We start from the raw sequence: 25,256 nt of genomic DNA, 5'->3' as shown, positions 1-25,256 counted from the left end.
GGATTTAGAACCTTATCAATCCTGTAATTACTGAAATCCTTTATAAACTACACCGCTACAGGAGCCTTAATGCCCGGCCAGGGCGCATAGCCTTCAAGCGTAAAATCTTCAAATTTAAAATCGAATACGCTTTTTACGGCGGGGTTTAGTTTCATCACTGGCAACGGGCGCAATTCTCGCGATAGTTGCAATTCTACCTGCTCCAAATGGTTGAGGTAAATGTGCGTATCACCGCCCGTCCAGATAAAATCACCGTACTCAAAGCCACACTCCTGCGCAATCATCATGGTCAAGAGCGCGTAACTTGCGATGTTGAACGGCACGCCCAAAAACACATCTGCACTGCGCTGATAGAGCTGGCACGAGAGTTTATTATCTGCCACATAAAACTGAAACAACGCGTGGCAGGGTGACAGGGCCATTTTATTCAAATCGGCTGGATTCCAAGCCGATACAATAATACGTCGGGAATCAGGATTGTTTTTGAGTTGCTTCAACACGTCCTGAAATTGGTCAATGATGCGTCCGTCGGGGGCTTCCCAACTGCGCCATTGCTTGCCGTATACGGGGCCGAGATTGCCGTCGGCATCGGCCCATTCGTCCCAGATGCTCACGCCGTGGTCTTTGAGGTATTTGGTGTTGGTATCGCCTTTCAAAAACCAAAGCAACTCATGGATGATAGATTTGGTATGAACCTTTTTGGTCGTGACCAGCGGAAATCCTTCCTGAAGGTCAAAGCGCATCTGGTAGCCAAATACGCTGATGGTTCCTGTTCCCGTACGGTCAGTTTTGCGGGCTCCGTGGGCTAAAATATGGCGAAGTAAGTCGTGGTATTGTTGCATGGTTGAATTCCTGAAACCTAATTATTCCTCAAACATAAACCTAAAATTGTAATCAGACAAAACGGGGTTTACCATACTCCCTTATCGGCAGCGATCAATTTATAAGCAACTATGGAACGTTTAAACTATAATAGTTGGTTTTTCCATCACTACTAATGATTTGATACACAAGCTCATTATCACTCTTCCATCCTAAAAGAGTGTAAGAGTCTGTTAAGGAATTAACGATTTGATATTCCCTATTATGCTTTATATCTTTGACCCACATCCCTGTTTTTCCACTTCTTCGGCTTGTAAACACCAGTTTTTCAGCAGTCGGATTATAGGTATGGCTGTATTCGTACCAATAAGTTGTATTCTCAAAATCTGTAATTTTAGTAAGCTTATCTCCTTCTTTGCCAATAGTAAACAGTGTCATTTTTGCATTGGCTTCGGGAAAATTACGAATCTCACTAAAATAAATTTTACTGTCGCTCTCAAGCCAATCCAATAAAGATAAGCTGTTGAAGCTGCCGAGATTTTCCTGTCTCAATATAGTGATTTTAGATGTTACTATATTTATTGTTGCTAATGTTATTTCCCCCGCCGGGGACTCATAGAACACCGTTGAACAAAAATCAGAAGTAGGCGACCAAACAACGTTAGATATTGTTTTTTTCCAATTCGTAAGAGCAGTAAACTGATTAGTTTGGGTATCAAATAAATGCAGATTATGACTATCCGCTCTCCCTGCGTTTATTTCTGAGACCTTTAACAAAACCTTTTTTCCGTCAGGAGATATTTTTCCAAAAGCAGGAATTGTGGTTTTCCAAATAAAACGCTGCTCACCTGTTTTAACATCTTGTATCCAATTTGCCCATTTCCCTGATTTACTGCTTCCTGTCAAAACTACTTTACTGTGAACTTTATTGAATAAAGGCTCATTATGAGTAGCCATATATTGATCGCCATCTTTCTCAATAGTATAAATCTGGCCGACAAATGGAAAAATCTCACTTTGCCGAACTGAATCTCCTGACAAAATAATAATATTTGAAGATATCTCTAATTGTAGCTTAGTATAGATAGCTTTTACCCTAATATAATACGTTCGGTTATCCGGTAACGCTAAATCACTTCCGTTTAAATCACCTTTGACAGTATAGGTTTTCGTAAATGAACTTCCATTTTCAGTAGATAAATAAATATCATAGTAGTCAGGCTGATAATAGTTATAAGTAGTGGTATCTCCCCAACATTCCCAACCGCACGCTTTTGATTTACCAATAATCCAATTAAGCGAAACAGGCTGTCCCGAGTTGCCTGTTACTGAAATATAATCCGGGTAAACAGTTTGCCTGCCTTGAGGGTTTAAATCCCCTTTCGATCTACAGCTTATCATCACAAGCATGATAAAACTTATCACCATTCTGGTCATAATATGAAAGTTTTATTTGTGAAACAATGACGTGTTTTGCTGAATAAAAGTGTGGGAAGTAACTCTGTCTCGCTTTGTATAATAAAAATTATACTATCAATTTGTAACACGAATATATGAGGTGTGCGCTTAAAACCCCTACTCTCCCATCAATTCCTTCAAAATCTTTTGGGCCGCGACCGAAATCACCGTGCCGGGGCCAAATACGCCTTTGACGCCCGCTTTGTACAAAAAGTCGTAATCCTGCGGAGGAATAACGCCCCCCGCAATGACCATAATATCTTCCCGCCCAAGCTTTTTGAGTTCTTCAATGAGTTGAGGAACAAGGGTTTTATGCCCCGCTGCAAGGCTAGACGCCCCCACAATGTGTACATCATTTTCAGCCGCCTGACGGGCGGTTTCTTCGGGCGTTTGAAACAAGGGACCCATGTCGACATCGAAGCCCAAATCGGCAAAACTCGTCGCGATGACTTTGGCTCCCCGGTCGTGGCCATCCTGACCCATTTTGGCCACCATGATTCGTGGTCGACGGCCTTCCAGCTCAGCAAAGCGGTCGGTCATTTCGCGGGCAATTCGGAAATTCTCATCGTCCGAAACCTCCGCGCTGTAAACTCCTGAAATAGAACGTATCACGGCCTTATATCTTCCAAAAACGTTTTCCATTGCATCCGAAATCTCCCCCAGTGTAGCACGAACTCGGGCCGCTTCAATGGCCAACGCCAGCAAATTGGTTGTATTGTCCATCCCTCCTTGCTCTCGGCAAGCGTCCGTAATGGCCGCCAGTGCCTGCTGTACTTTTTCAGTGTTTCGTTCGGCCTTTATGCGCGCAAGCTGTGCTACCTGCGCTTCCCGAACGGCTTTATTGTCCACTTCCAACAATTCCAGCGGCTTTACCGAATCGGGTTTGTACTTGTTTACACCCACAATTACATCTTTTCCGCTGTCAATGCGCGCCTGCTTACGGGCGGCGGCTTCTTCGATACGCATTTTGGGTAGCCCAGCTTCGATGGCTTTGGTCATTCCACCCATCTCTTCCACTTCTTCAATCAACGCCCAGGCTTTTTCGGTCAGTTCTTTGGTCAAATATTCGACGTAATAACTCCCACCCCACGGGTCTACCACGCGACAAATATCGGTTTCGTGCTGTAAATATAACTGCGTATTGCGGGCAATTCGCGCCGAAAAATCGGTCGGCAACGCAATGGCCTCATCCAGTGAATTGGTGTGTAAACTTTGCGTGTGGCCCAACGCCGCCGCCATGGCTTCAATGGTAGTTCGGGCCACGTTGTTGAACGGGTCTTGTTCCGTCAGTGACCAGCCCGATGTCTGGCAATGCGTGCGCAACGCCAACGATTTACTGTTTTTGGGGTCAAATTGATTAACAATTTTAGCCCATAGCAATCGCCCAGCCCGCATCTTGGCGATTTCCATAAAATGGTTCATGCCAATCCCCCAAAAAAACGACAAACGAGGTGCAAAACCGTCAATGTCCATGCCCGCCGCCAAGCCCGTACGGAGGTATTCTAGGCCATCGGCCAGCGTATACGCCAGCTCAATGTGGGCGGGAGCGCCCGCTTCGTGCATGTGGTAGCCACTGATGCTGATGCTGTTGAATTTGGGCATAAACTTACTCGCATACGCAAAAATATCGCCAATGATGCGCATACTTGGCGCGGGCGGGTAAATGTACGTATTGCGAACCATGAACTCCTTCAAAATATCGTTCTGGATGGTCCCCGCCAATTGCTCGGGTTTAACGCCTTGCTCCTCCGCCGCCACGATATAAAAGGCCATAATGGGCAGTACCGCCCCGTTCATGGTCATCGACACCGACATTTGGTCGAGCGGAATTTGGTCAAAAAGCACTTTCATGTCTTCGACACTGTCAATCGCTACGCCCGCTTTTCCCACATCTCCCACCACGCGCGGATGGTCGGAATCGTAGCCTCGGTGCGTGGCCAAGTCAAACGCCACCGAAAGTCCTTTTTGGCCGCCAGCCAAATTCCGACGATAAAAGGCGTTGGATTCCTCAGCCGTTGAAAAACCTGCATACTGACGAATCGTCCAAGGTTGCTGGACGTACATGGTGCTGTAAGGTCCCCGCAAAAAAGGCGGAATCCCTGCCCCAAAACCTAAATGTTCTGCCTCCTGAATATCCATTTTAGTAAAGGTCGGCTTCACTTTAATGCCTTCGGCGGTCACAAACGGTTTGCTCGACCCCATTTCCAGATTTGGGGCTTGAATGGAAGAATGTATGTTGAGGAAGTTGGGTTTCATTAGTTGTAGTTCAACTATATATTTTTAGCAATATTTCATAAAAGAAAGGCACAAGTACTTTCAAAAAACGACAAATCACACTCCATAAATATTCACAAACCCGCTCTTCAACTCGGCATCGGGCAGGATTTGTAGTAAATGATGCTTCAAATGCTCGGCGTAATCTTTCATGATAAATTCGAGCGTAAACGGTCCTGCGCCTTCGATGGTAATTGTATTATGTAAAACGGATGGGACTGTATTTTCAATCACGTGCGCAAGTTGTAAGTTGTACGATGCCCACAATGTTGTGAGAAGTTCCCAATTAGCCGACGCATAATGTTGAGCGACTACCCAGTGATTTTGGGCGTATCCTACAAAATGAAGTTGCGGCTGCGCCATGGTTCGCACAAACTTGTGCTGATTATTGCTGGCCGAATCAATCAAGTGACCTAGAATCTCTTTTTTAGACCATTTAATCGGATTCGGTTTGGCAGCCGCCGCTTCATCCGAAATACCTTGTAGTAGCGGCAACACTTGGTTGACAATATCTCTTAACTCATTGGCGGTCTGTATCATTGTTCGAATGTTTGGGCGATACGTTGGGGATGAAGTAATTTAAAAGACACGGCTTCATCGACAGCTTCGGGAGTTGGAGTGTATTTCACTGGCACTTGTTCATCCACCCGAAATTTATTCACGCCTACCATGACGCGCGTTCCCTGTTGAAGGGCGGCAAGTGTATCAGTTACGTTTTGTTCGATTTTATTTTGAATAAAATCCTGCTCGAAAGCTACCAATAAGCCCCCTTTTTCTTCTACTTCCAAAAACAAACTCCAAGCCGCCTCTGCCAATTGTTGGGTTAGGTTTTCGAGAAAATAACTCCCCGCCGCTGGGTCAAGGGTTCTATCGAGGTAACTTTCTTCTTTCAGTAAAATAGAAATATTTCGGGCAATGCGCTCTGAAAACTCATCTGGCGTCCGAAATGTAGCGTCGTAAGCGTGAACGGTCAGCGCATCGCAACCGCCAATTACCGCGCTCATCGCCTCGGTTGTTGCCCGCAACAGATTGGTATTGGGCGTAATGGCCGCATCGTAGAAAGTCGAAGTTTGGGCGTGAACGTAGGCTATTTTAGGTTGTATTCCCCATCCCGTCTGGACTCGTTGCCACAAAAACCGCAGCGCCCGCAGCTTAGCGATTTCCATAAAGTAGTTGGTACCAATCGAAACCGAAAAATAAAGTTTCGAAAAAACGGCATCTACGTCAAGGCCCGCATCGGTCAGCTTATCAGCATACGTCACTGCCGAAGCCAGCGCGAAGGCCAATTCCTGCACGGCATTGGCACCTGCATTGTGAAACACATGGCTACTTACACAGATGGTTTTGAAGCTAGGTGACGCATTTGTGGCGGTGGCTACGGCCGCCAATTTGGCAAAATACGTTTCCGATAGTTGCCCCGTCGTCATCCATCTCGCCAAGCCATCATCTGCCAAGCCGCCTTTCATTTGGTACGCAATAAACGTTTGAAGGGCGCGAATCAAAGCGGTATTTTGCCCGTTGGTTTGGAAGAATATGGGCGTATCGCTAAGTTTAATTCCGTAAAGAAGTTTAGTAAACTCAATCGTTTCGAGGTCGGTATGCCGTAAGTCCAGCGTAAGTGCGTCAACGCCTTTCTGTAAAACCACCAGCATAGCCCCATTGGTAGCCCGCTCACTTTCATAGGTAACTACAGGTTGGTTTAACCAGCCTAATTTCTTTTGTTGAGCCACCTGCAACCTCGTGAGCTGTGTTTCTTCTACCTCTTGGTCGGTATAATACGGCTCCACCACAAAGCCTTCGGGGGTATTCCACAACAATGTTTTGTCGTAGTCTTTACCTTTCAAATCTTTGAGTGCCTGTTGTACCCACGCGTTTTTATCGGATGGCGAAAATTCTGAAAAAAGGGAAAAGTTCATGAACTGTTTATAATAAAAAAAAGTACGTTTTACGTTACTGCAGGTAAAAATAGGAGTTATATTTTGAGCTTTCAACTTCCTGCAAAACAAATACTGTCTTATCTATCCTATCTATAATACAATATTAGCTTGTCACGTTTTAAATTTGCCATTCCAAAAACAAAATCAGTATATTTAAGTCATTGTTTCTAATTCCTTTTTCCTATTTTTGCAACCCTTAATTTAGGGGCGGTTGTGCAAAAAAGGTTTTTAGTGACCTTACATGTATTCGGAGCTAAACGTTAAAAATCAGATTTACTGACACTTAGATAGTACTCTCTCAACATTTTTGGACCGTTTTTTACGAATAACTCAGGATACTCAGTGGATAGTTTTTTTCAACAAGAAGTGGCTGTTGTATGGGAAAAGTGCCTTCAAGTCATTAAGGCCAACGTTCCCGAACAGAGCTTTAAAACCTGGTTTGAGCCGATAGTTCCCTTTCGGCTTGCGGGGAAAACTTTGACCATACAAGTTCCGAGTCAATTCTTTTATGAGTGGCTGGAGGAGAATTACATTCACGTTCTGCGCAGGGCACTCGATCACGCCATCGGTCGCGATGGGCAACTGGAATACTCCATCATTGTAGATACAGGTGGTGACCGGCAACCTCCCATCAAGGTTCATGTTCCGACCACCAACTCACCCGAAGCCGCCGAAGCGCGTCAAAAAGCCGCTTCTGAGCCCAAAAAAGCCACCCCACAGCCTCCGCGTAGCCCAGATTCGTCGGAGTTGGATTTGTACCTCAATCCTACTTATAGTTTTGACAATTACATCGAGGGAGATTGTAACCGCTTGGCTCGCTCGGCAGGCATGGCCGTGGCGCAACGCCCTGGGGTGACTTCTTTCAACCCGTTGTTGATTTATGGCGGCGTAGGGCTCGGCAAAACGCACTTGGTACAGGCCATTGGCAACCACATCAAAGGCCATCACCACGATAAATTTGTGCTGTACGTTTCGTCGGAGAAATTTACCAACCAATTTATCAACGCCATCAAAAGCAACACGCTTCAGGATTTCACCGATTTCTACATGAAAGTGGATGCCTTGATTCTGGACGATGTGCAGTTTTTGTCAGGAAAAGAAAAAACGCAGGATACGTTTTTCCATATATTCAACCACTTACACCAGTCGGGGCGTCAAATCATCATGACTTCCGACCGCCGCCCGAGCGAGCTACAGGGCTTGCAAGACCGATTGCTCTCTCGCTTTAAATGGGGCCTAACCGCCGACCTCCAGCAACCAGATTTTGAAACAAGGATCGCCATTATTCAGCGCAAATTGCAGGCCGAGGGGATTTATATCGAATACAGCGTCATTGAATACATTGCCCACAGCGTCAATACCAACGTGCGAGAATTGGAAGGTGTGATTATTTCATTGATGGCCCAAGCTTCGCTGGTACGCCGCGATATTGACCTCGATTTAGCCAAAGTTGTCATGAAAAACATTGTGACAGCCGAAGACCGAGAAGTCAATATTGATACGATTCAAGAAATCGTGTCGGATTATTACGACGTGAGCATTGCCGATTTGAAAGGTAAAAGTCGGAAGAAAGAGTTGGTTTACCCACGTCAGGTAGCGATGTATTTCGCCAAAGAACTGACGGATTTATCGTTAAAATCCATCGGTTACCATTTTGGTGGCCGCGACCACAGCACCGTCATTCACGCCATCCAGACCATCAGTGATTTGATGGAACAGGATGATTCGGTCAAAGATGCCGTTCAAAAAATTCGGAGTACTTTCAGTTAGTAATCAGACGATTATTCATGTGCCCGTCCTTCTACTTCATCGCTCCCAACTAGATTCCACCCAATGGAATGGTTTTATTGCCGCTTCTCCGCAGCGAATTCTCTACGCCTATTCATGGTATTTGGATACAGTTTCGCCCGATTGGAAGGCGCTGGTATTGACAGAAAATGGCCAATGGCAAGCGGTAATGCCTCTACCTTGTCGCCAAAAATGGGGATTGAAAGTAATACAACAACCTTTTTTCTGTCAATTTTTAGGAATTTTCACCCACTCAAACGTAGATTTTCAGGAAGCATCAAATCTGCTTTTGTCCCAATTAACAACCTCCTTTCGCTACGTTTCTATTTACACTGGCCGCTTTGCTGCGCAAACGGTTTTTCCCAATTCATTAAAAATAAAAAAAGCGAGCAATATAGTTTTGCCGCTGCACCTCCCCTACGCTGTTCTTTTTCAAAACTATTCAAATGACCGAAAAACGAATTTAAAACGCGCACAACAATTCGGCTGGAATCTGCATCAAAGCACTGACATTGAACCGATTATTCAGTTATTTCATAAAAATCATTCCTCCAAAATTGAGGGTGGAGTTTCGGATGAGGCGTACGATTTATTACGAAAACTAACGGTTGTATTAGCGCAAAAAAACGCCCTGCGATTAGTCTATGCCACCAAAGATGAGCGCATTGAAGCGGGTGCACTGTTTGCGATTTTTGACCACCGAATCATTTATCTTTTCAATGCGGCCTCACCTACGGGTCGAAAAGGAAACGGCCGCACGTGGCTGATTGACCAAATCATCCAAGCATACGCCGAAACTGGTTTCGTCTTTGATTTTGAAAGCCCCGAACTTCCTTCTATTGCTTCATTTTACCAAAGTTTTGGAGGAGTAGAAGAAATATATACCCAATTTACCTTCAATGATTTACCTTTTCCGTTCAAGCAAATTCAAAACTGGAGAATTGAAAAGCTAGGCAAAAAAATAAAAAACTCATAATAAACAAGTTAATCACAAAAAAGGGTTAAAAGTCAGGTAGAATCACCACAACTTTTAACCCTTTTAAACTTCTAAATCTTTACTAATTAAAGCGCAGGAATGCGTAAAATCTGGCCTGGATAGATTTTATCAGGATCAGACAACATTGGCTTGTTGGCTTCAAAAATGACCGGATATTTCATCATATCACCGTAGTAATGTTTCGCAATCAAAGAGAGCGTATCTCCTTTTTTCACTTCATGATACTGTGCTTCAGGAGCCGGAGTTTCCACAATGATGTTGTTATCAACCGCCTCTACGCCTTCTACGTTACCGACTGCCAATGCAATCTTCTCAGAATCTTCCTGAGCGGCTACCTCTCCTTCCAAGATTACGGTGTGGCCCGATACTTTTACAATCAATTTATTGTAAGCAAGCCCAAGCGTCTTCACATGCTGTAGTAAAGCGCTGGCTTTTAAGTCAGCGACTTTTTCGGGAGCAGCGGTTTCAACTTCTTTGTCTTTACCAAAGACTTTTTCACCTACTCCTTTAAAAAATGACATGAGTCCCATAATTGTTCGAGATTTTGATTAAGTTTTAGAAAATTTTTACTTGGCAAGACTCAAATCTACCTTTTTTTTAAGTCCTTGCAAATCCTTTGACTATTATTTTACTGTTAGGTCACTTTTAATTTAAGCAACTCATCAATTATGAAAATTTCTTTCTTCAGTTCGAAGTCTTATGATCGCAGCTATTTTAATCGCTTCAACACGTCCTATCAGTTAAAGTTTTATGATACCGATTTGAGCCTCGAAAGCATTGATCTACTAAGTGACAGCCAAGCGGTTTGTGTGTTTGTAAACGACCAACTCAACGCCGATGTCATTAAGCAGTTAGCCGCCAAAAACGTCAAAATAATCGCATTGCGCTGCGCTGGGTTCAACAATGTGGATTTACAGGCCGCCAAAGCCCACGGAATTGCGGTGGTGCGCGTGCCAGCGTATTCGCCCCACGCTGTGGCCGAACACGCCGTAGCCCTCATCCTGACGCTCAACCGCAAAACGCATAAAGCCTACAACCGCGTACGTGAAGGGAATTTTTCGCTCGAAAGATTGACGGGCTTTGACCTGTTTGGCAAAACGGTAGGCGTAATCGGAACGGGAAAAATCGGCGAAGCCTTTGCCAAAATTATGAAGGGCTTTGGCTGCCGGGTATTGGCTTATGACCTGCAACCCCACCCCGATTTGGTCGCTCTTGGCATTGAATACGTTGCTTTAGACGCCCTGTTTACCGCCTCCGACATTGTTTCGCTGCACTGTCCGCTTACGCCACAAACCAACCGCCTCATCAACGCCGACACCTTGCAACAAATGAAACCCAACGCCATGCTTATCAATACCAGTCGGGGTGGGTTGGTGGATACGAGCGCGGTGATAAAAGCCCTCAAAACGGGGCATTTGGGTTATTTTGGCATTGATGTATACGAGCAGGAGGCTGATTTATTTTTTCATGATTTGTCAGAAAGTATCATTCAAGACGACATGCTGATGCGTTTGATGTCGTTTCCAAATGTACTTATCACTTCCCATCAGGGCTTTTTTACGGAAGAGGCCTTGTGTCAAATAGCGCAGGTCACGTTCCAAAACATTCGCGATTTTGAGGCTGGTCAACTGAATCCCTCCACCACATTAGTACAACCATGATTGAGTACAAAACCTTTATAAATCAACTTCCCGAGGCTGTTTTAGAAGCAGTTCTAACGCTACATTTTCAGGTTTTTGACGGGCAAGAACGCACCCAACTCATTAGAGAAATCAACGAAACCCCTCACCTTTTGACCCTCATTGCGTACGAAAACGATGAGGCCATCGGCTACAAAATGGGCTATCGACGCAAGGAAGGACATTTTTACAGTTGGTTGGGCTGCGTATTGCCCACCCACCGAGGTCAGGGAATTGCGGGTCATTTAATGGAGCTACAACACGAGTGGTGCCGCGCCAACGGCTACCACACAGTACGCACCATGACCTACAACAAATGGCGCAACATGTTGATTTTAAACCTGAAGCACAACTTCAACATCGTGGGCATACTGGCCGATAATGCTGGTACACCTAAGATTGTTTTGGAGAAAAGTTTGAATTAATTACGGTTATTTCAATATATATATATCACTTCATCAATGAAAAAACACCTATTTTTCTTTCTCCTCTTTATCACTGTTTTACAAACAAAAGCCCAACCTTCGGCCGTACAAAATGCCAAGGTGGACAAAAAACTAACGGCGCAACTTCAGGAAGCCATCAAAGGATTTAGGGGCGATGTGGGCGTGTATGTACGTAATCTAAAAACCAATAAAATTGTCGAAATCAACGCCGATACGCTGTTTCCTACGGCGAGCATGATTAAAGTGCCGATTCAGTGCGGGCTGTTTGACAAAATCGCCAAAGGAGAACTTCGCTACAACGCTATTCTTACCTACAAAGACTCGTTGCATTACGAAGACGATATTGTGGGTTCGTTGAAAGACGGGGCTAAAATTCCGCTCAGCGAAGTGGTCATGCTTATGGAAACCGTCAGCGACAATACGGGTAGCCTTTGGTGCCAAGCCTTGGCAGGTGGCGGAAAATCCATCAACGAATGGCTCGACAAAAACGGTTTTACGGCCACGCGCGTCAACTCGCGTACGCCCGGGCGCGAAGCCAACCGTACCCGCTACGGCTGGGGCCAAACCAGCCCCCGCGAAATGGCCGAATTGTTTGCCATGATTCGACAGGGCCGCGCCATCAGCCCCGACGCCTCCGACCGGATGTACCGCAACCTCACCCGCCAATACTGGGACGGCGAAGGGCTTTCACAACTCCCGCCCGACATCAAAACGGCCTGTAAAAACGGAGCCGTCAATCGCTCGCGCTCGGAGGCAGTGCTCGTCCACGCCCCCCACGGCGAGTATGTGTACTGCGTCATTACCAAAAACAACCTCGATGAAAGCTGGACTTCTCAGAATGAAGGCTATGTTTTGTTGCGCAAAATCAGCAAACAACTCTGGAATTACTACGAACCTAAGTCCAAATGGCAACCGCCCGGCAATTTTGAAAAATGGTATCAGGAAGCTGTCGAATAACGTTTTGGGGTTTCTTTGATAAGGACTCTCGTTAATTTATGTCGGTATTTTCAGCAAGACTTTGCCTTTTAAAGGTGTTTATCATTTTTGCTTAAATCACTCCACCCGACTATGAAAAAACACTGTTTCCTAGTTTTGTTTTTCCTGATTTCATGGATTTTTGCTACCGCCCAGGTTCCTGGTTCGGTGGTGGCATACAGTCCGGCGGCCTCGGGTTTATACATCGGCTCCCCTAGTATTTGTATTTTATCCAACGGCGATTATCTGGCATCGCACGATTTGTTTGGCCCGAAATCCAATGAGTTTGAACGCCCAAACTCCCGAATTTATCGCTCCAAAGACAAAGGCAAAACATGGACCCAGATTTCTGAAATCAACGGTCAATTTTGGTCAAAACTCTTCGTGCATGAAAAAGGGTTATATTTCATGGGAACGAGTAAGCACCACGGCAACACCATCATCCGAAAATCTACCGACGGCGGCGTGACTTGGACCGAGCCAACCGACGGCGAAAACGGCCTACTTTTAGCGGGCGAATACCACTGCGCACCCATGCCACTGATTGAACACAACGGCCGCCTCTGGCGCGCCATGGAGGATGCTATGGGCTCCATCAAAAAATGGGGGAAACGCTACGGTGCTTTCATGATGTCCATCCCCCTGGGGGCCGACCCCATGAAGGCTGCCAACTGGACAAGCAGCAACGTATTGCGTTATGATTCGACCTTGCTTAACGGAAATTTTGGCGCCTGGATTGAAGGAAACGCCGTCGTAGACCCCACAGGGCAATTGTGGGATGTGCTACGCGTAGATGACAAATCAACGTTGGAGGAAAAAGCCGCCTTCGTAAAAATCAGCGCCGACGGTAAAACCGCCACCTTTGATTCTAACACAGGCTTTGTCAAATTCCCAGGCGGGAGCAAAAAATTCAGCATTCGGTACGACCCCAAATCCAAACTATACTGGACCATTGCCAATTATATTCCGCAGGAAATCAAGGCCGCTAATCTAGGTAAAAACCCAGCGAGTATCCGTAACACCCAAGCGCTTTTCAGTTCCGAAGATTTGCGTAATTGGGACTTACGAACCATTCTTTTGCAACATCCAGAAATCATCAAACACGGCTTCCAGTACGTAGATTGGCTTTTTGAAGGCAAAGACATCATCTTCCTATCTCGCACGGCTTTCGACGACGGCCAAGGCGGCGCCCACAACAACCACGACGCCAATTATCTCACATTCCACCGGATCAAGAAATTTCGGAAGATGGGGGTAAAGGAATAAAAATTTGAAATAGTAAAAAATAACTGGCTATTATTTACATTATGGTCAATTCTGATGGTGATTATTGGTATGGCCTTGGAGCCTGTTATTCAAAACCTATTGGGTACAGGGAATATTGGCAAATAACTTCTATTATCCTACCGATACGTCAGCGTAACGTAATAAAAACCGCCGATCTGCGGACCGCCGAGGATAGAGTAATAATAGCGGTTGAGGAGGTTGGTGCCGCCGAGTTTGAAATCCACTTTTTGTTTAGGTAATGAATAAGTAATCTGTCCGTCAAAAACGTTGATGGCAGGCACATTGCCGTTGACCAAAAACGATTGGTAATAGAATTGACTTTGGTGTTTGTAGCTAAGTCCAAAACCAATATTTTTAAACAAATTGGCGTGGCTAACGGAGACATTGGTCATCCATTGCGGGGTATTAAATCCATCTTCCAAGCCGTCATTTGCTTCTTTGCGGTCGAGTTGGGTGTAAGTGGCATTGACGGACACAAACCACCCCTGCGTAAACCGATACCGACCACCAAGACTCGCCCCATAATTGCGAACAATGGTTTTGGAATTGGTCCAGAGGCGATAACGCTGCTGTTTGGAGCGGTCGAGCATGATATAACCTAGCGAATCTGGCGTAGAAACATTCGGGATATTGGCTTCTACCTGCGCCATAAAATCTTGGTAGCGATTGTAATAAAAGTCTGCGTCAACAAACAAACGTTTCTGAAAAAACAGGCCTTTGTAGCCGATTTCAAAAGAACGAATAAACTCCGGACGGAGGTAGGTATACGTATTGCGTTGCAGAAGGCCGAGGTTGGCTTTGACCAAACTGTCGCGTTTGCTTACGCCCAACCTGTTCACGCCCGCATTTACCGCCGCCTGAAATGCATCAATTGACGTGCGGATATAGGAGTTCTCAAAAATTCCCTGGGACATCACCGGCAAGCCACCCACCCGTTTCACGCCACCGCTGTTGATGTTGGAAAAACCCTCAAAAATGCTCGGAAAACGGTACCCGCTTTGGTATGACGCCCGAAAGTAGTGGTTTTGGATTGGGGAATACACCGCCGTAAATCGCGGATTAAGTTTGGTGGTAAAATAATCGGCTTTGTCGGCGCGTAGCGTAGCCCCAAGTTTGAGTTTTTCACCCAAAAGCACCTTGGTGATTTGCACAAATCCACCCGTTTTTCCATACGTCAGATTTTGGCTATCGCTGACCGGATTGATGAAATAATTTCCGTCGGGCACAATGGCGTAGGTGCGGTGGTCAAAGCCCGCCAATATCTCAATCCCTGTGTGTTTTCGCCATTTTTCAAGCCATTCTTCCGTCAGGTTCCATTGTCCTTCGGCGTGGTACAACTTAGCTTTGACCCGCAACGCTGCGCCCACGTCCCAGTTGTTGATATTCTGCAAACGAGTTAAACTATTCGTAAAAGCCTCAGTGCCAGGCTGCGGGCGGCCCGCGTCGGCAAAAGTACGGGCTTCACGCAAGGCATCAGCCAAGGGAGATTGGTTTTGTACCTGCCGAAAACGCGTTTGAAAATCGACAAACCATTGATTATCTGACTTATATCCACGGTCAATATTCTCCGCCATCGAGCGAAGATTGTAAGAATCTCCCGTATTTTCTGTAGTAACATACGCCCGAACCTGAAACGCCCGACCGCGCAGTTGAAAAGCGTGCTGTTGCAACAAATAGTTGGCTAACTGAAAGCGATTGGAGCGTTGGTAGACGTTATTGAGGTAGGCAATCCGATACGTGTAGCTCAGTTCAACGGCTTTCGTAGGACGGAAATGCAGGCCCGCATCGGCCTTTAGGTTTTGAAAATGATAATCAACCACGTCCGATTCATTGTAACCGGTACGCGCCACGAAAATGTTGCGGTTGGCCAAAGTCAGCGTACGCCGATTGGCCGACTCGTTGCCGTAGCCGCTTACAGGGTCGAAAGCGGGATTGTCGGCCCCCACCAGCCCCGCAGATGCATTGATGTTGGGGGAAATATCGGCGCGGTCGGTGGCTCGCCAATCGTAACCTTTGGTAAACGTCCCGTTGATTTTAAACGCCCAATGGTCGTTCCAAGCGTGGGCGTAACGCAGATTGCTTTCGTTAAACAATTTGGCCGTTATACCCTTATCATTCAGGTGATTTACTCCTACTTTTTGCTGAAAACTCAAGCCCAAATGTTCAAAAGGGTTTTTGGTCTGGAAATTTGCTAAGCCGTTGATAGCATTCATTCCATACAGCGCTGAGGCTGTTCCGGGAATAATTTCAACGCTCAGTATATCCAAATCGCTCGGTCCGAGCGCATTGCCGACGGGCGCGCCAATGTGCGGTGACTGGTTATCAATTCCGTCAATGAGCTGGGCAAAACGCACGTTTGTGGTATTGGCAAAACCTCTGGTATTAAGCACCTTAAACCCCAAACTCGGCACAATCAGGTGAACACCTTTGATGTTTTCGAGAGCATCAAAAAACGAGGGTTGCGCCGAACGGCGAAAATCCTGCATTATTACTTTTTCAATACTTACGGGCGATTTCAACAGACTTTCTTGCAAACGCGAAGCCGAAATAACCACTTCGTCTAACCGAAAAATACGGTTTTGTAGAGACGTGGTATCTTCCGTCTGCGCGCCAACGCTAAACGAAAATACCGACATTCCAATAAACGTTATGAACCACCCAAGTCTCATTCAGAAAAGCGTTATTTCTTCAAAGATATAACGCTTTGGGGAAAAGACAAAATCGAAATTCTATTATAAATACCCCCGCGCCTGCAATTGAAACAGTTCGGCGTAGCGGCCCTTATTATCCATCAAACTTTGGTGACTTCCCGACTCAATGAGTTGGCCGTTTTCAATCACAATGATACGGTCAGCCATGCGAACGGTAGAAAAACGGTGCGAAATCAAGAGCGCCATTTTTCCTTTGGTCAAGTCCGCAAAACGTTGAAAAACTTCATATTCGGCGCGGGCGTCGAGGGCGGCGGTAGGTTCGTCCAAAATCAACAATTCAGAATCTCTCATGTAGGCTCGGGCAAGGGCGATTTTTTGCCATTCTCCACCCGAAAGCTCCACCCCTCCGCTGAAATGCCGTCCCAACACTTGTTGCAAACCGTCGGGAAAACGCTTAATCAGCGCCGACGCCAAGCTGCGGTCGGCCGCCGTTGCAATACGTTCAAGGTTATTGAGTTCGTCAATATCTCCGACGGCAATGTTGCTCTGGGCGGTCATCATTAAGCGGATGTAATCCTGAAAAATGACCCCAATGTGGTGCTGTAATTCTCCTAATTCATACTCCCGTAAATCGCGCCCTTCGAGCAAAATACGCCCTTCGGTGGGGTCATACAAGCGGGTGAGCAACTTAACCAGCGTCGTTTTTCCCGCTCCGTTTTCGCCCACTATCGCCAATTTTTCTCCTGCTTTCAACGTAAAATTAAGGTTTTGAAACACCCATCTTTCAGCTCCAGGATACTTAAAACTGACATTTTCAAAAACAAATCCTTTTTGAATATTGGAAGGAAAAGGAAGCGGTTTGGGAGGAGAAACCACTTCGGGTCGTAAGTCAAAAAATTCAAAGAAATCTCGTAGGTACAAAGTCCCCTGAGAGATGGACGTAAACCGGTTAAGAATACCTTCAAGCGAAGCTTTCAACTGCCTAAAAGACCCCGCCAAAAAAGTAAGGCTCCCAATCGTAATGACTCCCTTAATGGTTTCAATACCGATAAAAGCGTAGGCTCCGTAATAGCCCGCCGTGCCCACAGCCGCCAACAGCGCCCCCCAAACTGCACGACGAATGGCTAACTTTCTGTTTTGAAGGTAATAAGCCGTTGATAATTCGCGAAAACGTTCCGTCAAAAAGCCTGAGAGGCTGAATAATTTCATCTCTTTGGCATAGACATTGCTCGCTCCGATGTAACGTATGTAGTCCAATTCACGGCGTTGGGGCGTCCATTGATACGACAGCGCATAACTCTGCGAATTGAAATAAAACTCCCCAAAAAAGCCCGGAATAATACTTAGCACCAAAATCAAAATCAACCAAGGGCTAAACACCGCCAAGCCGCCAGCCAAAAAACCAATGGTAATAATATCCTGCACCTGCGCTAATGTCTGTGCCAACAACGCCGTCCGCCCCACCGTCTGTTGGCGGGCGCGTTCGAGCTTATCGTAAAAAATCGGCTCCTCAAATTGGGTCAAATCAAGCGTTGCCGCGTGTTGCATGATTTGAATCGACGACCGATTGGCGTGCAAATCGCCCAAAAGTCCATCCAATAGCCCTGTCATACGGTTCAGAATATCGGAGCTCATCGCCAACGCCAGTTCCATCCCAATCAACGCCAACAAATGCCGCGTATCTGTGGAATGCGTATTGATTAGCAATACTACTTCATCAATGATCAATTTCCCCAAATACAACGTCAAAAACGGAATCACCGACCGAATGAGTCTTAAGCCCACATTGGTCGCCGTCATCCACGGCTGCGTATGCCAAATTTCTTTTAAAAACAGCGGTAAGTATTTAAGTGCCAGTATTCTGGCTTTGATGGTGGGGAGTTGATGCTTATTTTTTTGGGCCATTGTGGGTGATTTTCGATTGCCAAGGGGCAAATGTTGACTTTACAGCAACAGAAACGAGTCGCAATTAGTGCCGAAAAATAAACGGGCCGCTTATCGAACAGGTTATCTGAATTACTTTGGTAAAAAAATCAGAAAGAAACGTATAAAACAAGAAGACCTACTACGCTTTGGGAAATCAATGAGCACGGAGGCACAAGCCATGGACAGCAAAAACTATCAATTATTCTTTGTCAAAGACCTCGCGGATTTTCCCGATGGCACCCTCTTTGAGTTAGAAAATCAACTCTACAGCCACGCGCAAATCAGCAAAGCTGCCAACGAAAAAAGGCAAGAAATCGCCGATTGGGAATACGAAACCAAAGGCTATTTACTACCCGACCGTGGCGACGGTGCTCAGGCGATTTTGGCCGAGGAAAAAGTCATCGTTTGCGCTCCTTTTTCTCAAAATTTCTCTCCCCTCAAAGGACGAATCCAGATAACAAAAACGACGACCAAAAGTCTACGATTTCCCGATGCCCCCGCCCCATCCAACGTTCCGGTGGGGATACTGACCCGAAATCAAGTTTCTGTTTTTCAGAATATCCATTTTCAGCGGCTCCTCATTGAACTGAATTCAGAGCCTTTTGAAATAGAACAAATCAGCGTTCTCAACAAAGTAAAGGGACTTGAAACTGAATGCTATTACGCTCCCAATCCCAAAAAAGAAAATGGAAAATGGATTATTAGCTGTGAATTCAGCCACATTATGTTTGGCTTTTACGAAGTTCAGGTTCAATTTACCAACGGCTGGTATTACAGCATCGACCTCATCAAACATTTTCCCGAAGAAGTAAAAGAAAAATACCCTTTTTCGGATCAATTTTCCGCCATCTCTGGCCAACGGGCCGTTTTTACGCCGATTCCCGAAATTGGGTTCGACGTTTCCAAGTATGATTTATCCAACCATTCCAACGCTGTAATGAGCACCAACGAATTAGGTTTCAGCGATGAGCTATTAAATGATGCCATGGAATTGAGCATCGAATGGGGCGAAAATTACCGCAAACCCATTTACGAACGGTTGCACAAAAAATACCCTGAAATCAACGCCGAAACGGCCGAAAAAATCCAAAAGCATTGCCGTGAAGCGGAATCGTACATCTATGCATTAGGCGAAAGAGAGCTCAACAGCGAAATTTCAGAAGCCGATATTGTTCCGCTGGCTCAACGAAAATATCCTTGGGTAAAAGCGAAACACTGGTATCGGCTGAAAAATATCGCCATGTTTTACGCCCGAAAGTAAAGGAGGTGATTGTGTAGTCGCTCGTGTTACATAGTTTTCAGGGATGATGATTGTTCGATGACAAGTGAAAGTATAAATCTTTATCAATCACTACAATAAAGGGTGTATTATCTATAACGTCTAAAAACTTACTAAGTTCTTTAAGTTCTCCCTCTCTGAGTCGCTCGTCTTCATCAATTCTGACTTTTAGAAATCTAATTATAGATTCTCCAATAAAAAGGAAGGGTTGTGATTCTTCCTGCAAAATTAACATCTGTTGATAGTTAATAGTTTTATGAGCCATTATGTAACCTAGTAATGCTTCTTGCTTCAAAACTTTAAGTTCGGCTGGAGTAATTATTTTCTTCACAGGAATACCAATTCGCTCTAGTTCTTTGAGTCTATATTTACTGTAAAGATATTTCTCCAAAATGTGTGCCTTGACTTCCTCTATGTTTGTGTTGAGCCAAATATTTCGATCCTCATCAGAAAAGCAACTATCAGTCAATACCAACTTTTTAACTTTAGTTGAATCTTTAAACAATTTCTTTACAGCGGCTGAATCATATGCCCATTGCCAATCCAAGGCTAAAATGTAGAAAAGTTGTTTATCTTCTTTCATAGTTGTTTCCGTTTGATGAGGAGAATCACACCCTATCAGATTTAATACCATTACAATAATACCAACTGAAAGGGTAAATTTAATTTTGTTCCGCTAACTTTATGATATTATTCATTTGCTGTAGTTTTAGCCTCTTTGGATAGATAGATCATTTTTTCAAATCAAGCGCCCCTGCCTTTTTTAAAATTATTGCATTTTTGTTCAAATCCATAGAAGCCGTTGGGGTATTTTTACTCCAAAGCATCATACCTTCACTTATTTATTTAATGCGCCATAACACCTGCAAAGGTGTAGCTGTTATGGCGCATTTTGTGCTCTAGGCGCTATTCATTTGTAAAAAAAGGGAGGGTAGCTAGATTTTTTACCCACAGGGACTATCCATATACACCAAACACATTATAAACCCCAAACATTTTGCTTTAACAGTTAATTGTTCAAACGACATGTTATAAATCCGGATACTTATGAAAAAATACCTTTGGGGACTGGGTGGGCTGGCGTTGGCCAGCTCTTTGTTGGCAACTTATCAAAACGACAACCCAAGTCGCGGGGCTCAAACAGCCCTCGACAGTGTATACGCCACCCTCACGCAGGAACAAAAACATGAATTGAAATACGCCGTAGGTGCTTTGGAAGTAGCCGACGGGCTGGAAGCCAATCTGTTTGCTTCTGAGCCGATGATTACCAACCCGACCAACATCGACATCGACCACAAAGGTCGAATCTGGGTGTTGGAGGCCTACAACTACCGTCCGCACATTACGGGAAATGCTACCCACAAAGAAGGCGACCGCATCATGATTCTGGAAGATACCAACGGCGACGGCAAAGCCGACGCCAGTAAGGTATTTTATCAAGGGCCCGAAGTCAACGCGCCCTTGGGGATTTTGGTGATGGGCAACCGCGTGCTGGTTTCGCAAAGCCCGTACGTGTGGTTGTTTACTGACGAAAATGGTGACGACAAAGCCGACAAAAAAGAAATCATCTTCCAGGGAGTTAAAGGCGAGCAGCACGACCACGGAATGCATGCTTTCACCTTCGGGCACGACGGAAAATTATATTTTAACTTCGGAAACGAAGGGAATCAACTCCTCGACGGCAAAGGCCAACCCGTACTGGACCAAGACGGACAGCCCATTGACCGCAAAAAATACAAGCAGGGAATGGTGTTTCGATGCGACCAAGACTTCAAGAATGTAGAGGTGCTGGGACACAATTTTCGTAACAACTACGAAGTAGCCGTAGACAGCTACGGCACCATGTGGCAGTCAGACAACGACGACGACGGCAACAAAGGGGTGCGTATCAACTACGTAATGGAATACGGAAACTACGGCTACACCGACGAAATGACTGGTGCAAGCTGGAGCGCCAACCGGACCAACATCGAATCAGAAATTCCGCTCCGCCACTGGCACCTAAATGACCCCGGTGCCATCCCCAACCTGCTCCAAACGGGTGCGGGCTCGCCCACGGGGATGTTGATTTACGAAGGCGATATGCTGCCCAAAGTATTTCAAAACCAGATGATTCATTGCGATGCAGGCCCCAACGTGGTTCGCTCGTATCCCGTTGAAAAAAGCGGGGCGGGCTACAAAGCAAGCATCGTAAATGTACTCTACGGAAAGCGTAATCAGTGGTTTCGCCCGTCGGATGTATGCGTGGCCCCTGATGGTTCACTCTTCGCCGCCGACTGGTACGACCCAGGGGTGGGCGGCCACCAAGCTGGAGATTTGAACCGAGGCCGCATTTACCGCGTAGCACCTGCCAATACGGCTTACAAAGTGCCTACGTCGGATTTCAGCACTTTAGAAGGAGCGTTAAAAGCGATTCAAAGTCCCAATGTTTCAGTACGTTATATGGCTTGGAACAAAATCCATAGCCTTGGGCAAAGTGCCGAAAGTGACCTCGTAAAAATGTATCAAACCTCCCCCAATCCCCGCATGAAAGCCCGGGCGTTGTGGTTGTTGACGAAACTTTCCAACGGCACTAAGTACGTAGAACTTGCCTTAAAAGATAGCAACCCTGACATTAAAATCACGGCCATCCGCGCCGCCCGGCAGATTACCGCCAAAGGTGTATTGCCATTGTCGATTGAACATTTGAACACCTTAGCGGCTGACCCCGACGCGCAAGTACGTCGCGAAGTAGCTTTGGCGATTCGTCACATTAGCGACGATTTAGCCGCCGACGTGTGGGCCCAATTGGCCACCCGTTACGACGGAAAAGACCGCTGGTATTTGGAAGCCCTCGGGGTGTCGGCCGATGGTCAATGGGATAAATTCTACAACGCATGGCTCAAAATGGCGGGGTCCAATCCAACGGCCACCCCCAAAAACCGTGACATTGTGTGGCGGGCGCGTACGGCCGCATCGGTGCCGTTGCTGGCTTCGTTGGCAGGGGATAACAATGTTCCGCTCACCGACCGTTTGCGCTATTTCCGCGCGTTTGATTTCAATCCTGGCGCCACCGAAAAATCAAACGCTTTGTTGGACATCATGAAGGGCAATACCGACAATGACGTGGCTAAATTGTGTCTGCGCCATTTAGACCCAGGCTTTGTCAAAACGTCGCCTGTGGCGCAGCAATCCCTTCAAAAACTGTTGGATGCTAGTTTTGGAACCTCCGAATACATGGATTTGGTGCAACGCTTTGAGCCTGTTTCGGAGTCAAAACGACTTTTACAGGTGGCCACTGAAAAGCCCATGCAACGCGACGGCCGCGACGCCGCTCGTCAGTTGTTGAAGTTAGAACAGGCCCCACTGTTGTGGGCTACCATCAACGGTAAAGATGCCACCAAAGCACAGAGTGTGGTCACTTCTTTACGGAGCGTGGGCACCAAGCAGTCCATCGACATGCTAAAGGCGATTGCCCTTGACCCCAAACGCACCAAAGCCCTCCGGGCCGAAGCAACGCGGGCGCTGGGTGGTAGCATGGACGGTGAAGATTTGGTATTGGCGCTGTTGAAAGAAGGCAAATTTAGCGGTGATTTAAAAGTCGCTGCCGTGCAGGGTGTGAGCGGGGCTTGGCGCAAAAATGTAAGAATAGAAGCCGCCAAATACATAGATGCCGCCCCCAGCAAAGCTGGGAAAAAACTCCCGCCCGTAAGTGAGCTGATGGCTATGACGGGCAACGCCGCCAACGGGCAAAAAGTGTTTGCCAATTACTGCGCTATCTGCCACCAAGTCAACGGTGAAGGCAACGATTTTGGGCCTAAATTATCAGAAATTGGCAGCAAATTGGGCAAAGATGGTCAATATATGGCTATTTTCTACCCAAGTGCCGGGGTAAGTTTCGGTTATGAAGGCTACGAAGTAAAGTTCAAAGACGGCACAACCACCGTGGGGATTGTTTCGAGCAAAACCGAAACCGATTTACTGCTCAAATTCCCCGGAGGCACCACCCAAAGCTACAAAATGAGCCAAGTGACGTCGATGAAAAAAATGGATGAATCGCTCATGAGCGCGGGCTTGCACGAAGCCATGAGTCAACCTGAATTGGTGGATTTGGTGGAGTATTTATCGAGCTTGAAACGGAAGTAATTTTTAAGCAAAGTTTAAGCCACATTTAAGTACTTTTTAAGGATTAATTTGGACATTTGACACAATCAAACGAAAAGCTATCACGTAAGTCGAAATTCTTTTTCGTTTTTTGTGGTGTTATATATACTCAGATACCCGACGTGCCAATCCAAGTGCGCGTCGGGTATTTTATTAAGGCTATTATTGAAACTTTCTGTAAATTATTTATTTTATCATATTTGTTATTGATATAGTATCAATCAAGGCAAAAAGTAAATATGCGTAGAGTATGCTAAATAGAGCTTCATTTTTCTTAATTGCTTTACTAATAGGTTGTCAGGCCAAAGACGAGCCTATTTCATCCATTCACCTCCCACTTACAATTGTGAAGGGTTATGGGCCATTTATACCAGCATTTTCATTGCTTACCAAAGAACATTCTTCTACAGACCCTGCTGGGGCAGGTTGGGTTAAGACTTATTTGCCAATTACAGGAACACCTGCTAAATGGCGAAATGTAAGCAGATCTATGATTGTGCTTAACATCAGACAATTAGTTTATCAGAATTATGTTTCAGGAAACATTTCTTTAGAGATGTACAGTTACCTACAAAAATCATGGCAATGGCAACCAGACGAGCTTAAACTTTCTAAAAAACCAATTAAATGCTACGTATATGTTATTTGGGGAATAAATTCTGAAGGAAATTGGATGGCTATGGTTGACACCAACAACAATCTTGACTTCAGCGACGAAAAAGCGTTTTATCCCGAAATATTGGAACATAATAATAAAAATGTTTCTTCTACTTTAAATGAACAAATCGTCAAGTATCAAGTGTATCAAAACAATCAAATAATAGACGCCGAAATTCCAATCGTTATTAAACAATTCGACGGAAATCAATTCGGGTATAATTTCCCTCAATATGCCAAAGTTGAATTGATTCAGAAAGGGCAAAAGCATGAATTGGCCGTTGTAACGAGTGGTTTAACCAGTGCTCATTTTGAAAACGCAAGTATTGTAGAAATGGATGGCTCGGTGCAAAATAAAGTAATCGAAGACAACGAACTAATTGAAATAGAGCAATATATCACCCTTGGAGGCTTATTAGGGACAAAATACAAAAATAAAGGAGTGGATTTATTCAATAATACAGTAAAATTAGAAGGAATACCCTCTGATGTGGTTGTGTATTCTACACAAGTAGGCTATCTATTTCAACCATTTTCAGCCAAAGAGTTTTCCACTAAAAAAACCATTTCATTGGAAAGTCTCAAAGGCAAATATGTACTTATTGATTTTTGGGGAACTTGGTGTAGAGGTTGCGTGGAAGAAATCCCTAATTTGGTCACAATCTACAAAGGTCTTGATAAAAGCCGTTTTGAATTTATCGGAATTGTTGGGGAAGATACTTCTGAAAAATTAAGGAAATTCATTGATAAAAACGGGGTAACTTGGCCCCAAATTTTATCTGATAATTCTAATAAATTGATTGAAATTTATAAAATAACACGCTTCCCTCAGACAGTTCTCCTTGACCCAAGCGGGAAAGTAATTGCAAAAGACTTGAGAGGAAAAGAACTGGAAATAAAATTAAATGAAATTGCCCTTAAGAAAATATAACAGGCC

General features: G+C 45.3%; 18 protein-coding genes. 9 read left to right on the top strand and 9 right to left on the bottom strand.

Going from position 1 to position 25,256, the window contains the following annotated elements:
- Positions 1-47 precede the first annotated feature (47 nt).
- The 5 genes from DR864_RS25490 to DR864_RS25470 form a co-directional block, all read right to left on the bottom strand.
- Positions 48-842 (bottom strand): thymidylate synthase, encoded by a 795-nt coding sequence (locus DR864_RS25490; protein ID WP_114069609.1) that lies wholly within the window; start codon positions 840-842, stop codon positions 48-50.
- Between the two features lie 109 nt (positions 843-951).
- The gene (locus tag DR864_RS25485; RefSeq protein WP_114069608.1) at positions 952-2,259 is read right to left on the bottom strand and encodes a TolB-like translocation protein; all 1,308 of its coding nucleotides are present in this window, start codon (positions 2,257-2,259) and stop codon (positions 952-954) included.
- A 138-nt stretch (positions 2,260-2,397) separates the two neighbouring features.
- Positions 2,398-4,536 (bottom strand): methylmalonyl-CoA mutase, encoded by a 2,139-nt coding sequence (scpA, locus tag DR864_RS25480; protein ID WP_114069607.1) that lies wholly within the window; start codon positions 4,534-4,536, stop codon positions 2,398-2,400.
- 75 nt (positions 4,537-4,611) lie between these two features.
- Positions 4,612-5,094, bottom strand: a complete 483-nt coding sequence (locus DR864_RS25475) for a DinB family protein (protein ID WP_114069606.1) — start codon at positions 5,092-5,094, stop codon at positions 4,612-4,614.
- Complete coding sequence (locus tag DR864_RS25470; RefSeq protein ID WP_114069605.1) at positions 5,091-6,470, bottom strand: methylmalonyl-CoA mutase family protein; 1,380 nt, start codon at positions 6,468-6,470, stop codon at positions 5,091-5,093. Before DR864_RS25470 ends, DR864_RS25475 begins: the two co-directional genes overlap by 4 nt.
- Positions 6,471-6,833: 363 nt before the next feature.
- Here DR864_RS25470 and dnaA point away from each other — a divergent pair, with 363 nt between their 5' ends.
- Together dnaA and DR864_RS25460 are read left to right on the top strand one after the other, a co-directional pair.
- Complete coding sequence (gene dnaA / locus DR864_RS25465; protein ID WP_114069604.1) at positions 6,834-8,261, top strand: chromosomal replication initiator protein DnaA; 1,428 nt, start codon at positions 6,834-6,836, stop codon at positions 8,259-8,261.
- Positions 8,227-9,255, top strand: a complete 1,029-nt coding sequence (locus DR864_RS25460; RefSeq protein ID WP_162794121.1) for a GNAT family N-acetyltransferase — start codon at positions 8,227-8,229, stop codon at positions 9,253-9,255. The genes dnaA and DR864_RS25460 overlap by 35 nt, the downstream gene beginning before the upstream one ends.
- Before the next feature lie 86 nt (positions 9,256-9,341).
- Here DR864_RS25460 and lysM read toward each other — a convergent pair whose 3' ends face one another.
- Positions 9,342-9,806 (bottom strand): peptidoglycan-binding protein LysM, encoded by a 465-nt coding sequence (lysM, locus tag DR864_RS25455; protein ID WP_114069602.1) that lies wholly within the window; start codon positions 9,804-9,806, stop codon positions 9,342-9,344.
- A 138-nt stretch (positions 9,807-9,944) separates the two neighbouring features.
- Here lysM and DR864_RS25450 point away from each other — a divergent pair, with 138 nt between their 5' ends.
- The 4 genes from DR864_RS25450 to DR864_RS25435 all read left to right on the top strand — a co-directional run bounded on the left by DR864_RS25450 (position 9,945) and on the right by DR864_RS25435 (position 13,642).
- A complete protein-coding gene (locus tag DR864_RS25450) occupies positions 9,945-10,937 on the top strand; it encodes a 2-hydroxyacid dehydrogenase (RefSeq protein WP_114069601.1) in 993 nt (330 codons plus the stop codon).
- Positions 10,934-11,380, top strand: a complete 447-nt coding sequence (locus DR864_RS25445; RefSeq protein ID WP_114069600.1) for a GNAT family N-acetyltransferase — start codon at positions 10,934-10,936, stop codon at positions 11,378-11,380. Before DR864_RS25450 ends, DR864_RS25445 begins: the two co-directional genes overlap by 4 nt.
- Positions 11,381-11,416: 36 nt before the next feature.
- Complete coding sequence (locus DR864_RS25440; RefSeq protein WP_114069599.1) at positions 11,417-12,358, top strand: serine hydrolase; 942 nt, start codon at positions 11,417-11,419, stop codon at positions 12,356-12,358.
- 111 nt (positions 12,359-12,469) lie between these two features.
- Positions 12,470-13,642, top strand: a complete 1,173-nt coding sequence (locus DR864_RS25435; protein ID WP_114069598.1) for a sialidase family protein — start codon at positions 12,470-12,472, stop codon at positions 13,640-13,642.
- 137 nt (positions 13,643-13,779) lie between these two features.
- On the opposite strand, the gene DR864_RS25430 is transcribed toward DR864_RS25435, so the two are convergent.
- On the bottom strand, positions 13,780-16,332 hold the full coding sequence (locus tag DR864_RS25430; protein WP_114069597.1) for a TonB-dependent receptor: 2,553 nt from the start codon (positions 16,330-16,332) through the stop codon (positions 13,780-13,782).
- Positions 16,333-16,395: 63 nt separating this feature from the next.
- Entirely contained in the window at positions 16,396-18,219 is a 1,824-nt protein-coding gene (locus DR864_RS25425) for an ABC transporter ATP-binding protein (RefSeq protein WP_114069596.1), read from the bottom strand.
- Between the two features lie 67 nt (positions 18,220-18,286).
- Here DR864_RS25425 and DR864_RS25420 point away from each other — a divergent pair, with 67 nt between their 5' ends.
- Entirely contained in the window at positions 18,287-19,501 is a 1,215-nt protein-coding gene (locus DR864_RS25420) for a hypothetical protein (protein WP_114069595.1), read from the top strand.
- 37 nt (positions 19,502-19,538) lie between these two features.
- Here DR864_RS25420 and DR864_RS25415 read toward each other — a convergent pair whose 3' ends face one another.
- Positions 19,539-20,102 (bottom strand): hypothetical protein, encoded by a 564-nt coding sequence (locus DR864_RS25415; protein WP_162794119.1) that lies wholly within the window; start codon positions 20,100-20,102, stop codon positions 19,539-19,541.
- A 464-nt stretch (positions 20,103-20,566) separates the two neighbouring features.
- Here DR864_RS25415 and DR864_RS25410 point away from each other — a divergent pair, with 464 nt between their 5' ends.
- Positions 20,567-23,644, top strand: a complete 3,078-nt coding sequence (locus DR864_RS25410; RefSeq protein ID WP_114069593.1) for a PVC-type heme-binding CxxCH protein — start codon at positions 20,567-20,569, stop codon at positions 23,642-23,644.
- 268 nt (positions 23,645-23,912) lie between these two features.
- Positions 23,913-25,250, top strand: coding sequence for a peroxiredoxin family protein (locus tag DR864_RS25405; protein WP_114069592.1), 1,338 nt, complete (start codon positions 23,913-23,915; stop codon positions 25,248-25,250).
- Positions 25,251-25,256: the final 6 nt, after the last annotated feature.

It is taken from the genome of Runella rosea (assembly GCF_003325355.1).
Taxonomy (GTDB): Bacteria; Bacteroidota; Bacteroidia; order Cytophagales; family Spirosomataceae; genus Runella; species Runella rosea.
The sequence above is the reverse complement of the archived record's forward strand: the minus strand, read 5'-3'. Positions and strand labels throughout refer to the sequence as shown.

Excerpts from the sequence above, each read along its gene's own strand:
- DR864_RS25435 (WP_114069598.1), top strand. The coding sequence starts at position 12,470 with ATGAAAAAACACTGTTTCCTAGTTTTGTTTTTCCTGATTTCATGGATT.
- DR864_RS25460 (WP_162794121.1), top strand. The coding sequence starts at position 8,227 with ATGCCGTTCAAAAAATTCGGAGTACTTTCAGTTAGTAATCAGACGATT.
- DR864_RS25425 (WP_114069596.1), bottom strand. The coding sequence starts at position 18,219 with ATGGCCCAAAAAAATAAGCATCAACTCCCCACCATCAAAGCCAGAATA.
- DR864_RS25410 (WP_114069593.1), top strand. The coding sequence starts at position 20,567 with ATGAAAAAATACCTTTGGGGACTGGGTGGGCTGGCGTTGGCCAGCTCT.
- DR864_RS25475 (WP_114069606.1), bottom strand. The coding sequence starts at position 5,094 with ATGATACAGACCGCCAATGAGTTAAGAGATATTGTCAACCAAGTGTTG.
- DR864_RS25450 (WP_114069601.1), top strand. The coding sequence starts at position 9,945 with ATGAAAATTTCTTTCTTCAGTTCGAAGTCTTATGATCGCAGCTATTTT.
- DR864_RS25405 (WP_114069592.1), top strand. The coding sequence starts at position 23,913 with ATGCTAAATAGAGCTTCATTTTTCTTAATTGCTTTACTAATAGGTTGT.
- DR864_RS25440 (WP_114069599.1), top strand. The coding sequence starts at position 11,417 with ATGAAAAAACACCTATTTTTCTTTCTCCTCTTTATCACTGTTTTACAA.
- DR864_RS25470 (WP_114069605.1), bottom strand. The coding sequence starts at position 6,470 with ATGAACTTTTCCCTTTTTTCAGAATTTTCGCCATCCGATAAAAACGCG.
- lysM (WP_114069602.1), bottom strand. The coding sequence starts at position 9,806 with ATGGGACTCATGTCATTTTTTAAAGGAGTAGGTGAAAAAGTCTTTGGT.
- DR864_RS25445 (WP_114069600.1), top strand. The coding sequence starts at position 10,934 with ATGATTGAGTACAAAACCTTTATAAATCAACTTCCCGAGGCTGTTTTA.
- DR864_RS25430 (WP_114069597.1), bottom strand. The coding sequence starts at position 16,332 with ATGAGACTTGGGTGGTTCATAACGTTTATTGGAATGTCGGTATTTTCG.
- scpA (WP_114069607.1), bottom strand. The coding sequence starts at position 4,536 with ATGAAACCCAACTTCCTCAACATACATTCTTCCATTCAAGCCCCAAAT.
- DR864_RS25415 (WP_162794119.1), bottom strand. The coding sequence starts at position 20,102 with ATGAAAGAAGATAAACAACTTTTCTACATTTTAGCCTTGGATTGGCAA.
- DR864_RS25490 (WP_114069609.1), bottom strand. The coding sequence starts at position 842 with ATGCAACAATACCACGACTTACTTCGCCATATTTTAGCCCACGGAGCC.
- DR864_RS25485 (WP_114069608.1), bottom strand. The coding sequence starts at position 2,259 with ATGACCAGAATGGTGATAAGTTTTATCATGCTTGTGATGATAAGCTGT.